This is a genomic window from Nocardia sp. FBN12 (assembly GCF_050320175.1).
Lineage (GTDB): Bacteria > Actinomycetota > Actinomycetes > Mycobacteriales > Mycobacteriaceae > Nocardia.
Genome location: NZ_CP190048.1, coordinates 82,322 through 96,196 on the forward strand (window position 1 = coordinate 82,322; position 13,875 = coordinate 96,196).

Below are 13,875 nucleotides of genomic sequence, written 5' to 3' on the forward strand. Positions count from 1 at the left end.
ATAGATCAGAGGACGAAAAATATGTTCCACCGTAAGAACGCGGCGCGGCTGGCCGGTGTCGCCGGCGCGGCCGCCGTCACCGTCGGGATGCTGTCGACCGGTGCGGCCAACGCCGACACCTTCATTCCGCTGCCCGGCGGCGAGATCGTCAAGACGCTGTCCGACGGCACCACCGTCACGGTCCGGCTGGTCGGCGAGTCGGCCAACATCAACCCGTCCATGGGTTCGACCCCGGTCCACCGCAACGCGTGGGTGTCCGGTAGCGCGCAGGTCGAGGTGTCGGGTAATGCCAAGGGCGGCAAGATCCGTCCCGGCTACGTCGTCGGCTGCCAGGTCAACATCGACGGCGGCGGCGTGGAAGGTGGCGTCGAGGGCGAGAGCGACTGGGCGGGCAAGAAGCCCGGTGTCGGTGCCGATACCGGCGCCGAACTGAGCCTCGGGCCGGGCCAGGCCGAGTCGTTCTACATCCTGGATCTCGAGAAGGCCGACGACTACGGCGACGAGTCGCACAGCAAGGACAACAAGTTCAAGGGTAAGAGCGGCTCGGTGACCTGGGCCGACACCACGATCGGCCTGTCCGGCTGCGGTGGCTACGCCCAGGCGCGTGCCTTCGTGAAGGTGAAGGTCGAGACCGACAATGTGACCTCGGTCGTCACGCTGTGGGGTCAGCCGTTCAGCATCGGCTGATCTGGTCAGTACCCTGTGCGGCCCGGCGCGATGCGCCGGGCCGCACTGCGTTCGGCGGGTATCCGGTCACCGGAATCGGGCGTCGGCCGCTGACAACCGATCGTCGACCGTCAGGGCCGAATACCCCCGACGGCTGTCCTCCTCCGCACCGGCGTCACAGCCGTGACAGCGCCGATTCCGGTGACCTTTGTGCGCGACCTGGCCCGATGGATCGTCGTTCCTGGCACGTGAACGTGACCCTCATCGTTGTCCGCGTGGCAGACGCCTCCGGTAGGGCCGAGAGCGCCACGCGGCGCTCGGCTGCGGCACGCACAGAGAATCGCAGCCGATCATTGCAAGAGTTCCGGTCGCTTCTTTGCGATCTCGTGAAGGGCGGGGATGGTCAGCACGAATCGGGCGCCGCCGGCGGGACTTTCCGTGCAGCGCAGGGTGCCGTGATGGCCGAGCACCGTTTCGCTGACCAGTGCGAGCCCGATGCCGGTGCCCGCGGTCGCGCGGGAGGCGGTGACGAAGCGCTCGAAGATGCGCTCGCGGTTCTCGGGCGCGACGCCGGGGCCCGCGTCGTCGACCGTGACCACGATGTCGGGCCCGTCGCGGTCGACGCGGACACCGGTGACGCCGCCGCCGTGCCGTTCGGCGTTGATGAGCAGATTGACCAGTGCGCGTTCGAGTTCCGTGCGGCGCCCGCGGATCGTTCCCACATCGCCGATGTCGAGCACGTCCGGCGACACGCCACGGCCGACGAGCAGGTGGGTGAGCAGTTCCGCCAGGTCGAGCGGGGTCTGGTCGGAGCGGTGGATGCCCGCTTCCACGCGGGCGAGGGCCAGCATGTCGTCGAGCAGGCCCCGCAGGTACGCGGTTTCCTCGACGAGCAGTCCGAGCGCGGCGCGTGGGCGCTCGGACAGTTCGTCGCGGTGGCCGGTTAGGACCGTCGCGGTGGTGGTGAGAGTGGTCAGCGGGGTGCGCAGTTCGTGGCTGAGATCGGAGACGAGGCGCCGTTCGCGCTCGATCCGCTGCTGTAGTGAGTCGACCATCGCGTTGAACGCGTCGACCGTGGCGGACAGTTCGTCGTCATCGGTGCGCGGTAGTCGCAGTTCGTGCTCGCCGAACGCGATTCTGGATGCCGTGGCGGCCACCTGACGCAGTGGGCTCAGTGCGCGATGAGCCGCCCAGGCGCCGATCGCGGCCGCGATCGTCACGGCCAGTACCGAGCAGGCGAGCAGGATTGTCCGCAGCATCCGGAGGGTGGACTCGAGTTCGAGCAGCGGCGCGAATTCGTAGAGGACGGTGGCGTTGTCGACGACGGTGCCTGCCCGGAGGTAGGGCTGGTTTCCGATCCGGACCCGAGTGGGCTCCTCGCCTACCGCCTCGGCCGCGTCCGGAACGGGCGGCGGTGCGAGTGGGAACTCGAGGTCTGCCCCGACCGTCGACCAGCGATTGTCCCGGTGCAACATCGCGATGGTGCCACTCGGCAGATGCAGCGCCTCGAGGGCTTGATCGCCGCTGAGGTTCGTGCTGCCGAACCGCAGGCGCAACAGCTCGGCGTGCACGCCCACCGCCCGCTCGACGGTGCGCGAGCGCTGCGACTCCATGTAATTGGTGCTGATGGCGTACACCGATCCGGACAGCACAACGGCGACCAGGCTCGCGCCGAGCACGAACGCCGCCGTGACGCGTCCACGCAGTCCGCGCAACCGCGACGGAACCCGGTGCCCGCGTTCAGGATTGGACATCGAGCCGGTAGCCGAGCCCACGGACGGTGACGATCAACCTCGGGTCGGCGGGATCGCGTTCGATCTTGGTGCGCAGCCTGCGTACGTGCACGTCGACGATGCGCTCGTCGCCGAAGAACCCGCGATCCCAGATCTTGTCGAGCAGCACCTGCCTGCTCAGCACCAAGCTGTCGTTCTGGGCCAATTCGCACAGCAACCGGAATTCGGTGAGCGTGAGATGTACGTCCTCGCCTGCCAACCGCAGCGAGCCGCGCTCCGGACACAGGATCAACCTGCGGTGCGCGGCCGCGTCGAGGACGATCTCGGTGACATCGCGATCCGAGGTGTTCCTTGTCCGCCTGCGCAGCGCCCTGATCCGCGCGGAGAGTTCCTTGACCTCGAACGGTTTGGTGACGAAATCGTCGGCCCCCGCCTCGAGTGCGGCGACCACATCATGGGTGTCGTCGCGCGCGCTGACCACGATGATCGGCACGTCGTGCTCGCGACGCACCTCACGGATATAGGTGTAGCCGTCCATTCCGCCGAGCATGAGGTCGACGAGCATCACATCGGGCGCGCCGAGATCGTGGACCTGGTCGAGTGCCTTCTCGGCGGAATCGGCCTCGGCGACGGTGTAACCCTCGTCTTCCATGGCCAGCCGCAGCGACTCCCGTACCCGGGTGTCGTCCTCGACGATCATCAACTGTGCGTTCATGGGTCAATCTCCGTTTGGGCTCAGCTGAGGTAGCCGGCGAGTTGGGGCACGGCGTGGACGATGTGTTGCGCCCAGATCGGTTCGCCGATGGGGGCGAAGTCCCAATCCTGGTGGGGGCGGCGGAGTTTGCCGAGCACCAGACCGGTGTGGGAGCCGCCGCTGTCCAGCCGCAGGCGGATCAGTTCGGTCCCGGTGACATTGTCGGTGACGCGGCAGAAACCATTCTGGACCTGGTCGAATCGCTGCCCCGTGTAGCAGGTCACGATGAACACGATAGTGGTGACATCCGGGGCGAGCCGAGTCAGGTCGACCACGATGACCTCGTTGTCGCCGTCACCGTCGCCGGTGACGCTGTCGCCGAGGTGGCGGACCGCGCGATCGCGTGAGGTGAGTTGCTCGTGGTAGGCGACATCGATGAAGCGGGTGCCGGCGAACAACAGGGCGGCGGCGTTGAGATCGACATCTTTACCGCGCCGCCCGAACATGTTGGGGCGCACGGGATCCCAACCCAACCCCATCGTGACATGGGCAAGACCGCCGTGGCGGGGTACTGGTCCGGTCATAGGTGCTCCTCGTCGAGCGATCGATGGGTTGTGCGCGTGCCGCGCTACCTCAGTGCGGAGTCTGCGGGTGCTGATACACATCGGGGATGCCGTCGCCGTCGTCGTCGCGCGATTCGGCCTCGTCCAGTGCGCGGTAGACCCGGTTGCGCGCGCGCAGCACGATGGTGGCCAGGATCGCCGCGGTCACGGTGCCGAACAGCACGCCGATGCGGACGTGATCGGCCCGGGTGTGGTCGCCGGCGAAGGCGAGTTCGCCGACGAGCAACGACACGGTGAACCCGATGCCGCCGAGCAGTGCCACCCCGGCGACATCGATCCAGGCCAGTTCCGAATCGAGTTCGGCGCGAGTGAGTTTCGCGGTGAGGTAGGTCGTGGCGGTGATGCCGATCAGCTTGCCTGCCACCAGTCCCACGATGATGCCGAGAGTCACCCGGTCACCGAGGGAATCGGTCAGACCGCTGAGCCCGCCCACGGTGACGCCTGCGGCGAAGAACGCGAACACCGGCACCGCGAATCCGGTCGAGAGCGGCCGGATCCGGTGTTCGAAGCGTTCCGCGAGTCCGTGTTCGGCGGATTCGCCGCGCGCGAGGACGACCGGGACGGTGAATCCGAGCAGCACTCCCGCCACCGTGGCGTGCACGCCCGAAAGGTGGACCAACCACCATGCGACCAGTGCCAGTGGGACCAGCAGCCAGGGTGAACTGATCCGCCGTTGCACGGCGAGCGCGAACAGGGCGAGGGGAACGACCGCGGCGGCCAGGTAGGGCAGGTTCAGTTCGCTGGTGTAGAAGATCGCGATCACGGTGACCGCCAGCAGGTCGTCCACGACGGCGAGGGTGAGCAGGAAGGTGCGCAGCGCGGCGGGCAGGTGGGTGTTGATCACCGCCAGCACGGCGAGCGCGAACGCGATGTCGGTCGCGGTGGGAATGGCCCAGCCATCGAGGGTGCCGGGCGGCCCGCTGCGGTTGACCAGCACATAGATCAGCGCCGGGACGGCCATGCCGCCCACCGCCGCGACAACGGGCAGCGCCGCGCGGCGTGGATCGCGCAGATCGCCCGCCACGAATTCACGTTTGAGCTCGAGGCCGACGACGAAGAAGAAGATCGCCAGCAACCCGTCGGCCGCCCACTCGCTCAGCGAGAGGTTCAGGTGCAGCGCGGACGGCCCGATGTGGAAGTCGCGTATCGCTGTGTACGCGCCGGCCCATGGTGTGTTCGCCCAGATCAGCGCGATGATCGCCGCGACGATCAGCAGCACGCCGCCCACGGTTTCGCGCCGCAGCACCGAGGCGATTCGCCGTGCTTCCGGCCAGCTACCTCGGGTGAGAACTGTGCGTCGGGTCGGCGGCGTCATCCAACCACCGACTGGGGGAGGCGGACAGTGAAGCCTGAGTTGCGCGCAAGCAGCAAGAGTGGGTACCCGTCACCGATCGAACCCCACCCGACGGAGCTCGAGCCGGGTTGCCGACCAGACTTCCCGGCGCACCTACCCGTAAAGATGCCGTAAAGATCACTCCGACCGCAAACTGAACGCGCGCCTGCTCGGTCGCGGGCGGTTTGACCACTCCAGCCCCGATGGCTGACCGATGCCAGAGACCCCTGAAAGGACGGACGATGGAAATAGTCAAGCGCCCGCCGCCGCCCACCGGTATTCGCCGCCTGCTGTTCCGGGCCCCCATCTACCTCTACCGACTCCGGCTTGGCTGGCTGTTCGGGGGCAGGCTGCTCCTGCTCGACCACACGGGCCGGGTGTCGGGGAAGCCGCGCCAGGCGGTCATCGAGGTCGTCGAACACGACAGCACCGATGACAGCTACGTCGTCTGTTCCGGTTTCGGCCCCAAAGCCGCGTGGTATCAGAACATCCTCGCGACACCCGACACGAGTATTCGAGTCGGCCTGCGCACCATCCCGGTCACCGCACAGCCGCTCGATGTGGACGAAGGCGGCGAGTTCATGGCTCGGTACGCGCCCCGGCACCCGCGCGCAGCGCGAAAACTGGTGCGGTTCATGGGCTTCGCTGTCGATGGCACACCGCAGGACTACCGCGAGGTCGGACGTCGACTGCCCTTCGTGCGTTTGCGTCCTCGTCCGTGAACGTCGGCGCAAGATGAACATGAATCGCTCGCGGTGACCGGGTTCTATTCGTCTGGGCGCAGGATGTCGTCGAGTTGTTGCTCGAGCCGGTTGAGCGCCGCCCTGGCCGCTTCGAGTTCGGCTTCGAGTCGGGTGATCGCGGACTCATCGATCTGCGAAGCGGGTGGTGGTTCGCCCGGTGGTGCTGTCGGTCTGCCCGGCGGTGGTGGCGCGGCGGGGCTGCCGCCGGGCGCGGTCGCGAGATTGCCGGTCGCGGGACCGAAGACCTGGTCGAGTGCTTCGGCGAGGGTCGGTGCGTAGCCGACTCTGACTCCGCCGGTGCCGGGCTCCCGGTAGCTGACCAATACCCGTGCCAACTGCGGGAAAGTGGATCCGTTCGCGGCAGTCGAGATCCGTTCGGTGAACAGCGGTTCGACGTAGAGGACGCCACCGTCCGCGATCGGCAAGGTGAGCAGGTTGCCGTACTGGATGCGGTTGGAGCGCTCGAGCAGCGTGCGCTCGGACGCCACTCGGGTATCGGAGATCATCGAGTTCTGAATCTGTTGGGGCCCTTGCGTGAGCGTGTCGGTGGGCAACTGCAGAACGCTGAACTTGCCGTAGTTCTCGGGGTCGGAGCGCACAGAGATATAGGCGGACAGGAACTCCCGCTTGAACCCGACCATCGCACTGGCCAGCCGAAACGAGGGCGCCGCATCAGCGGGGTCGCCGAGCAGCACATAGAAGGGCGGCTGCTGCGGATTGGCCTCGACGGTCGGATCGCTCGGCACCGACCAGAAGGCGTTGTTGGTGAAGAACTCTCGTGGCTCGTCCACGTGGTACCGCGCGAGCATGTCGCGCTGGATGGCGAACAGATCCTCCGGGTAGCGGAAATGGGCGCGCAGGTCGTCACTGATCGACGCCGCTGGTTCGACGGTGCCGGGGAACGCCCGCATCCAGGCGGCCAGCACCGGGTCTCGGTCGTCGACCTGGTACAGCGTCACGGTGCCGTCGTAGGCGTCGACGGTCGCCTTGACCGAATTCCGCGCGTAGGAGATCTCGCGGTGAGCCACGTCGCCGTCGCGGGCGAGAGCATCCAGCGAACTCCGAGCGGCGTAGGGGTAGCCGTCGATGCTGGTGTAGGCGTCGATGATCCAGACGATCCGGCCGTCGACAACCGCCGGGTAGGGGTTGTTGTCGACGGTGAGCCACGGTGCCACCAACTCGACGCGCTCACTCGGATCGCGATGGAAGATGATCTTCGAGTCGGGGCCGATCGCCTTGGAGAACAGGATATTTCGTTCGGTATAGGTCGACGCGAAGGCCAGCCGGTTGAGCCAGTTCCCGATCGGAACCCCACCCGCACCCGCGTAGGTGTACTTGGTGGTGTCGGTGTCGTACTCGCGGGGCTCGGTGCCGCCACCGACGATGGCGTAGTCAGGATCGGCCCGCGCGATCACCTCACCGAAATAGATGCGTGGCTGTTCGACCGGGATCACCTGCTGCCCGGCGTGCTGGGAGGCGATATCGCTCACCGCGTAGATCGGGTACCCGCTGTTGCTGGCCGAACTGTCGCCCGATGCTTCCCGCACCGCCGCGTTGACCCGATTCGCCGGTGCCGCGACGAACCCGTCGCCGTGGGTGTAGACGGTATGCCGGTTGACCCAATGCGATTGATTGCCGCTGAGCGCGGTCGGGGTCAGCTCCCTGGCCGCGACGACGTAGTCACGCAGCCTGCCGTCGATGCGGTAGCGGTCGAGGTCCAGATTTTCCGGGAAGCTGTAGAAGTTCTTGAGCTGCTGCTGCTGGGTGAAGGTGCGGGAGAGGATATGCGGGTCGAGCAGCCGGAGATTGGCGATCGTGGTCGCGTCGGCGGCGACCTCGGGAGGCTGCTTCGTGCCGACCCCCGGATACGACTGGTAGTCGACCCGGTCGCTGCCGATCCCGTACGCCTGCCTCGTTGCCGCGATATTGCGTTCGATGTAGGGGCTCTCCAGGTCGGCCGCGTTGGGGCGCACCGAGAACTGTTCCACCGCGAGCGGCCAAACCCCGCCGACCACGATCGAGGACAGCAGCAGCAGGGTGGCGGCCATCGCGGGGAGCCGGAGATCGCGGATCACGACCGCGGAGAAGACCGCCGCGGCACCGATCAGCGCGATCGCCAAGAGCACGAACCGCGCCGGTAGCACGGCGTTGATGTCGGTGTACCCGGCGCCGGCGAACGTCGGTTCCCGCCGGTGACTCGACAACAGCGCATACCGGTCGAGCCAATACGCGCCGGCCTTCAAGACGAAGAACAGCCCGAGGAGCACCGCGAGCTGAACGCGGGCACCATGGCTGAGGCCGACCGACTTGCCGGCGGGCCGGAGCCCGCCGAACAGAAAATGCGTTGCCAGACCGGCAATGAACGCGAAGAACACCGCGACGAACAACCAGCTCAGCACGAGGCGATAGAACGGCAGATCGAAGACGAAGAAGCCGATATCGATTCCGAATTCGGGATCGCGCGCGCCGAACGCCCCGCCGTGCAGAAACAACTGCACCGTCTCCCACCTCGACTGGCCGATGAGACCACAGATCAACCCGAATCCGACCGCGATCCCCGTCCCGATGCGCCCTGGCCACCGGCCGACCACGCGACGGACCTCGGTGAGCGGATCGTCGGCACGTGCGGCGGGCATGAAGACGGGACGTGAGCGGTACGCCGACCACATGGCCAGATAGAGCGCCCCACCGAGGCACCCGCCGATCACCACGAACAGCGACAGCTTGGTGAGCAGCACGGTCAACCAGACACCGCGATAGCCGACCTCGCCGAACCACAACCAGTTGACATAGGTGCCGATCAGGCCCGGCACGACCAGCAGCAACAGGATGAATACCGCACCAGCTACCAGCAGCAGCCGTAGACGCCGGGGCACCTGTTCCGAAACGGAGTCCTCACGTGCGCTCATCCGCCGCTCCTGTGACAACGTCGGGCCGTGCGACCGTCGTCGGCGATCTGGTCCCGATTCTACTCGGCCACGGTGCGCGGTGTCAGCGCCGCGAGATCAGCTGCAGCAGTTGGGATCCAGGACCGTGCAGAGCGCGGACAGGGCGTCACGGCGGGCGCGGTGGATGGTGTTCATTCCGCGTCGTTCGGATTCGACCAGGCCTGCCTTGCGTAGCTGGCCGAGGTGGTGGGAGACGGTGGATTCGCTCAGGCCGACGGTGGCGGCGAGCTCGCCACCGTTCTCCTCGCCGAGTGGGCTGGTGAGCAGCAGTGACAGCAGTCTGACTCTGGCCGGGTCGGCGATCGCCTTGAGTCGCAACGCCACCTCCAGGGCTGCGGCGTCGTCTACGGGCCCCGCCGCGACGGGGGCGCAGCAGACGGGGGCGGACATATCGATCACGGGCAGCGCCTTGGGCATGAGATCGACTCTACCCGCGGTATTGACATATGTCGAAAAGGTGAGCAGACTCGGCGGCACAAGTTATTCGATATATGTCACACAAGTGGAGGTTCGATCATGTCTCGTATCCAGCTGGCCCTCAATGTCGACGACCTCGACACCGCCGTCCAGTTCTACTCGACCCTGTTCGACGCCGAACCGGCCAAGCGCAAGCCCGGCTACGCGAACTTCGCGATCGCCGAGCCGCCGCTCAAGCTCGTGCTGATCGAGAACGCCGGTCAAGGTGGCAGCTTGAATCACCTCGGCGTCGAGGTCGAATCCTCCGAACAGGTGCACGGCGAGATCGCCCGACTCTCCGAAGCGGGTCTGTTCACCGAGGAGCAGATCGCGACCACATGTTGCTTCGCCACTCAGGACAAGGTGTGGGTCACCGGGCCGGGCGCCGAGCGGTGGGAGGTCTACACGGTGCTGGCCGACAGTGAAACCTTCGGCACCGCACCGGAACTCGACCTTGCCGACGCCGAGGCGGTCGACGTCTGCTGTGGCACCGCCGCCGAAGCTGAGAGCGAGGGCGCCTGCTGTGGCAGTGCGGCCAAGACCGAGGCCGTGGCTTCCGGCGCGAGCTGCTGCCGCTGATCCGCCGGGCTCGTTCATCCGGTGTTCGTTTGCTTTCTTGATTAGACATCCGTCAATATCGATATATGTCGAATCAGGATCTGCCGCTGAGCGTGGTCTCGCAGTCGTGCGAGGCCGCGCCCAGTACCCGCCCACCGATGACCGGCCAGACGGCCGCCGAGTTGGCCGTGCTGTTCAAGGCCCTCGCCGACCCGGTCCGGTTGCGGTTGCTGTCGGCGATCGCGTCCCGCGCCGACGGTGAAGCCTGCGTGTGCGACCTGTCGACGGGGATCGACGTCACCCAGCCGACCATCTCCCACCACCTGAAGGTGCTGCGCGAAGCCGGACTGCTGGCCAGCGAGCGCCGGGCTTCCTGGGTGTATTACCGGGTCGTCCCGCAGGCGCTCGCGCGACTGTCGGATGTGCTCGCGACCGAAGCGGGAGCGGTGACCGCATGAGTACCACGACCACCGACCACCCCGCCGTCGTCGGCAAACTGTCGACGCTCGACCGGTTCCTGCCGGTCTGGATCGGCGTCGCGATGGCCGCCGGACTGCTGTTCGGACGCATGATTCCCGGCCTCGGCGACACGCTGAGCGCCGTGGAGATCGACGGCATCTCGCTGCCCATCGCGATCGGGCTGCTGATCATGATGTATCCGGTGCTGGCCAAGGTCCGCTACGACCGCCTCGACTCCGTCACCGGCGACCGCAAACTGCTGATCAGTTCGCTGGTGCTGAACTGGGTACTCGGCCCCGCGCTGATGTTCGCCCTGGCCTGGTTGTTCCTGCCCGACCTGCCTGAATACCGCACCGGTCTGATCATCGTCGGCCTGGCTCGCTGCATCGCCATGGTGATCATCTGGAACGACCTGGCGTGCGGCGACCGCGAAGCCGCCGCGGTGCTGGTTGCCCTGAACTCGGTGTTCCAGGTGGTCATGTTCGCCGTGCTCGGCTGGTTCTACCTCTCGGTCCTGCCCGGCTGGCTCGGCCTCGAACAGACCACCATCGACGTCTCGCCGTGGCAGATCGCGAAGTCGGTGCTGATCTTCCTCGGTATCCCGCTGCTGGCCGGGTTTCTGAGCCGCCGCTTGGGTGAACGCGCCAAGGGCCGCGACTGGTACGAGGCGAAGTTCCTGCCGAGGATCGGCCCGTGGGCGCTGTACGGGCTGCTGTTCACGATTGTGATCCTGTTCGCCCTGCAAGGCGACCAGATCGCCGCCCACCCGCTCGACGTGGTCCGCATCGCGATCCCGCTGCTGGCCTACTTCGCGATCATGTGGGGCGGCGGCTACGCGATGGGCGCGGCCCTCGGCCTCGGTTACGAACGCACCACCACCCTCGCGTTCACCGCGGCGGGCAACAACTTCGAACTGGCCATCGCCGTAGCGATCGCCACCTACGGCGTCACTTCCGGTCAAGCCCTCGCCGGCGTCGTCGGCCCGCTCATCGAGGTCCCCGTCCTCGTCGCACTGGTCTATGTCTCCCTTGCCCTGCGCAAACGGTTCAAGCCGACCGCCGCCACCGCTGTCGCTGCGGGGGTGACGCCGCGATGAGCGCATCCGAATCATCAACTGGGGCACCGACGAACCCTCCGAACGCGGCATCGACGGCATCGGACGCATGCGCCTGGTCCGCGACGACATCGAAACCCGTGTCCGGCATCTCCTCGCCGAACTAGACCTCCCGGCCAGCTGAAAGGCATTGCCCCACATGACCACCAAGCCCAGCGTGTTGTTCGTCTGCGTCCATAACGCAGGTCGCTCCCAGATGGCCGCCGGATTCCTCAACCACCTCGCGGGCGACGCGATCGAGGTCCGCTCGGCGGGCAGCGCGCCCGCCGAGACGATCAACCCGTCCGCCGTCGCGGCGATGGCCGAACTCGGCATCGACATCGCCGATCAGACCCCGAAGATCCTCACCTACGACGCCGTGGAAACCTCCGACGTCGTCATCACCATGGGCTGCGGCGACACCTGCCCGGTCTTCCCCGGCGTCAGCTACCGCAACTGGACACTGGACGATCCGGCGGGCAAAGGCGTGGAGTCGGTTCGCCCGATCCGCGACGAGATCAAAACCCGCATCGAAGCCCTCGTCGCCGAACTACTCCCGCCCCAGGGGTGACATCGCCGGTTCGCGCACGCGCCCGGTAGGGGCGTTCCCGGGTGGACGGTCGGCGTGACGAAGCGGGGGATTCCGGACGCGGTCATCGATGGGTTCGGATCCCCCGAAGTGAGGACTGCGACGCCGGGTCAGAGGCAGTTCGGGTCGGTGTCGAGCAGCGTGGTGTCCAAGGTCGCGAGGATGTCGAGTTGTGGTGTGACCTTGGGTAGTTCGAAGGTGTAGAAGAAGCGGGCCGCGGCGCGCTTGCCGTCGTAGAACGAACCTTCCTTGTCCCCGGTGGCGACGAGCTGTTCGAGCCAGATCCACGCGATCACGACGTGGCCGAAGGATTCGAGGTAGAGCGAGGAGTTGGCGAGCGCGACGGCGGGGTCGCCGGTGGACCACAACCGCATCGTGGTCTCGACGAGCTTGTGCCACGCGGCACCGAGCTGCGCGGCGTGCTCCGCGCCCAGTTCGCTCGCCCGCGCGATGGTCTTCTCGATTTCCGCGCCGAGCAGTGCCAGTCCGGCGCCGCCCCGCATCACTACCTTGCGACCGAGCAGGTCGAGTCCCTGCACGCCGTGGGTGCCCTCGTGGATGGGGTTGAGGCGGTTGTCGCGGTAGAGCTGCTCGACGTCGTAGTCGGTGGTGTAGCCGTAGCCGCCGTGCACCTGGATCGCGAGGCTGTTGGCCTCCAGGCACCACTGCGAGGGCCAGCTCTTGGCGACCGGGGTCAGCACGTCGAGCAGCAAGGCGGCGGCCTCGCGGGCGTCGGACTCCGGCGCGGTGGCCGCGTCGTCGACCAGGCGCGCGCAGTACAGGTTCAACGCCATCGCGCCCTCGACGTAGGACTTCTGGGCCAGCAGCATCCGGCGCACATCGGGGTGCTCGATGATCGGAACAGGCGGCGACAGTGGATCTTTGGCCCCGACAGCCCGGCCCTGCGTGCGAACCTTCGCGTAGGCGAGGGATTTGAGGTAACCGGTGTAGCCGAGGGCGGTGGCCAGCATCCCGACGCCGACCCTGGCCTCGTTCATCATGTGGAACATGTAGGACAGTCCGCGGCCCTCCTCGCCGACGAGGAACCCGACCGCGCCTGCCTTGCCGCGGGGGGAGTGGGTGCCGTCGCCGAAGGCGAGGTGGGTATTGGTCGTACCGCGGTTGCCCATCTTGTGGTTGAGGCCGATCAGGGTGACATCGTTGCGTTCCCCGCCATCGACCAGGTACTTCGGGACGATGAACAGGGAGATGCCTTTGATCCCGGGAGGACCGTCGGGGGTCTTGGCCAGCACGAGATGCACGATGTTGCCGGTGAGTTCGTGATCGCCACCCGAGATCCACATCTTGGTCCCGGTCACCCGATAGGTTCCGTCGTCCTGGCGGGTGGCGCGGGTGGTGATGTCGGCCAGCGAGGAGCCTGCCTGCGGTTCCGACAGGCACATCGTCCCGAAGTAGCGCCCCTCGAGCATCGGCCGCACGTACTCGTCGATCTGGCTCGCGGTGCCGTACTCGGCGAGGAGGTTGGCATTGGCGGTGGTGAGCAGCGCGTAGGACGAGGTGCCCGCGTTCGCGGCTTGCAGCCAGGCCATCGCGGCGCGCGCGATCGTCGCGGGCAGTTGCATGCCGCCGAGTTCTTCGTCGAACTGGCCGGACATGAGCCCGGCCTTGGCGAAGATCTCGAGCGCGTGCGCGACCTCGCCGATCATCTCCACGGTGCCGTCGGGCCGCATGATCGGCTGGTGCTGGTCGGCCTTCTTGTTGTGTGGCGCGAATTCCTTGATCGCGATGTCGGCGCTGAGGTCAAGCACCGCGTCGAAGGTCTCCCGCGAATGCTCTGCGAACCGAGCACGGTTGGTCAGCTGGGTGATATCGAGCCACTCGTAGAGCAGGAACTCGAGATCGCGCTGGCAGAGTACGTCGTCGGTCACGTTCGTCCGTTCTGAGATGCGGAAATAAGCGCTTGCTTAATTTCTATCTTGGCTCCTGGTGCCGCCGGTCGTCAAGCACCTCCACGCTCGG

Annotated in this window: 13 protein-coding genes and 1 pseudogene; 7 read left to right on the forward strand and 7 right to left on the reverse strand. The window is 66.8% G+C overall.

Features of this window, described 5'->3' with window-relative positions; translation table 11 throughout:
* Positions 1-21 precede the first annotated feature (21 nt).
* On the forward strand, positions 22-687 hold the full coding sequence (locus tag ACQHI0_RS00435) for an MspA family porin (protein WP_427905946.1): 666 nt from the start codon (positions 22-24) through the stop codon (positions 685-687).
* Positions 688-1,016: 329 nt separating this feature from the next.
* On the opposite strand, the gene ACQHI0_RS00440 is transcribed toward ACQHI0_RS00435, so the two are convergent.
* Genes ACQHI0_RS00440 through nhaA form a run of 4 tightly spaced genes read right to left on the reverse strand, consistent with a single transcriptional unit; the run spans position 1,017 to position 5,031 of the window.
* On the reverse strand, positions 1,017-2,420 hold the full coding sequence (locus ACQHI0_RS00440; RefSeq protein ID WP_427905947.1) for a sensor histidine kinase: 1,404 nt from the start codon (positions 2,418-2,420) through the stop codon (positions 1,017-1,019).
* On the reverse strand, positions 2,407-3,114 hold the full coding sequence (locus ACQHI0_RS00445; RefSeq protein ID WP_427905948.1) for a response regulator transcription factor: 708 nt from the start codon (positions 3,112-3,114) through the stop codon (positions 2,407-2,409). The genes ACQHI0_RS00440 and ACQHI0_RS00445 overlap by 14 nt, the downstream gene beginning before the upstream one ends.
* A 20-nt stretch (positions 3,115-3,134) precedes the next feature.
* Complete coding sequence (locus tag ACQHI0_RS00450; RefSeq protein ID WP_427905949.1) at positions 3,135-3,677, reverse strand: TerD family protein; 543 nt, start codon at positions 3,675-3,677, stop codon at positions 3,135-3,137.
* 49 nt (positions 3,678-3,726) lie between these two features.
* Positions 3,727-5,031, reverse strand: coding sequence for a Na+/H+ antiporter NhaA (gene nhaA / locus ACQHI0_RS00455; protein ID WP_427905950.1), 1,305 nt, complete (start codon positions 5,029-5,031; stop codon positions 3,727-3,729).
* A 260-nt stretch (positions 5,032-5,291) separates the two neighbouring features.
* Here nhaA and ACQHI0_RS00460 point away from each other — a divergent pair, with 260 nt between their 5' ends.
* Positions 5,292-5,771, forward strand: coding sequence for a nitroreductase family deazaflavin-dependent oxidoreductase (locus ACQHI0_RS00460; protein ID WP_427905951.1), 480 nt, complete (start codon positions 5,292-5,294; stop codon positions 5,769-5,771).
* A gap of 44 nt (positions 5,772-5,815) precedes the next feature.
* On the opposite strand, the gene ACQHI0_RS00465 is transcribed toward ACQHI0_RS00460, so the two are convergent.
* Positions 5,816-8,701, reverse strand: a complete 2,886-nt coding sequence (locus ACQHI0_RS00465) for a UPF0182 family protein (RefSeq protein WP_427905952.1) — start codon at positions 8,699-8,701, stop codon at positions 5,816-5,818.
* A 96-nt stretch (positions 8,702-8,797) separates the two neighbouring features.
* The gene (locus ACQHI0_RS00470) at positions 8,798-9,157 is read right to left on the reverse strand and encodes an Rv2640c family ArsR-like transcriptional regulator (protein WP_427905953.1); all 360 of its coding nucleotides are present in this window, start codon (positions 9,155-9,157) and stop codon (positions 8,798-8,800) included.
* 99 nt (positions 9,158-9,256) lie between these two features.
* Here ACQHI0_RS00470 and ACQHI0_RS00475 point away from each other — a divergent pair, with 99 nt between their 5' ends.
* From ACQHI0_RS00475 to ACQHI0_RS00495, 5 genes and pseudogenes are all read left to right on the forward strand, one after another.
* Positions 9,257-9,775, forward strand: a complete 519-nt coding sequence (locus ACQHI0_RS00475) for an ArsI/CadI family heavy metal resistance metalloenzyme (RefSeq protein ID WP_427905954.1) — start codon at positions 9,257-9,259, stop codon at positions 9,773-9,775.
* Between the two features lie 65 nt (positions 9,776-9,840).
* Positions 9,841-10,212: an ArsR/SmtB family transcription factor gene (locus ACQHI0_RS00480; protein WP_427905955.1), complete on the forward strand. Its 372-nt coding sequence runs from the start codon at positions 9,841-9,843 to the stop codon at positions 10,210-10,212.
* A complete protein-coding gene (arsB, locus tag ACQHI0_RS00485) occupies positions 10,209-11,309 on the forward strand; it encodes an ACR3 family arsenite efflux transporter (RefSeq protein ID WP_427905956.1) in 1,101 nt (366 codons plus the stop codon). The genes ACQHI0_RS00480 and arsB overlap by 4 nt, the downstream gene beginning before the upstream one ends.
* Before the next feature lie 4 nt (positions 11,310-11,313).
* Positions 11,314-11,451 (forward strand): annotated as a pseudogene (locus ACQHI0_RS00490) (low molecular weight phosphatase family protein); the annotation flags it as partial.
* 15 nt (positions 11,452-11,466) lie between these two features.
* Positions 11,467-11,877, forward strand: coding sequence for an arsenate reductase ArsC (locus tag ACQHI0_RS00495; RefSeq protein WP_427905957.1), 411 nt, complete (start codon positions 11,467-11,469; stop codon positions 11,875-11,877).
* Between the two features lie 128 nt (positions 11,878-12,005).
* On the opposite strand, the gene ACQHI0_RS00500 is transcribed toward ACQHI0_RS00495, so the two are convergent.
* The gene (locus tag ACQHI0_RS00500; RefSeq protein ID WP_427905958.1) at positions 12,006-13,784 is read right to left on the reverse strand and encodes an acyl-CoA dehydrogenase; all 1,779 of its coding nucleotides are present in this window, start codon (positions 13,782-13,784) and stop codon (positions 12,006-12,008) included.
* Positions 13,785-13,875: the final 91 nt, after the last annotated feature.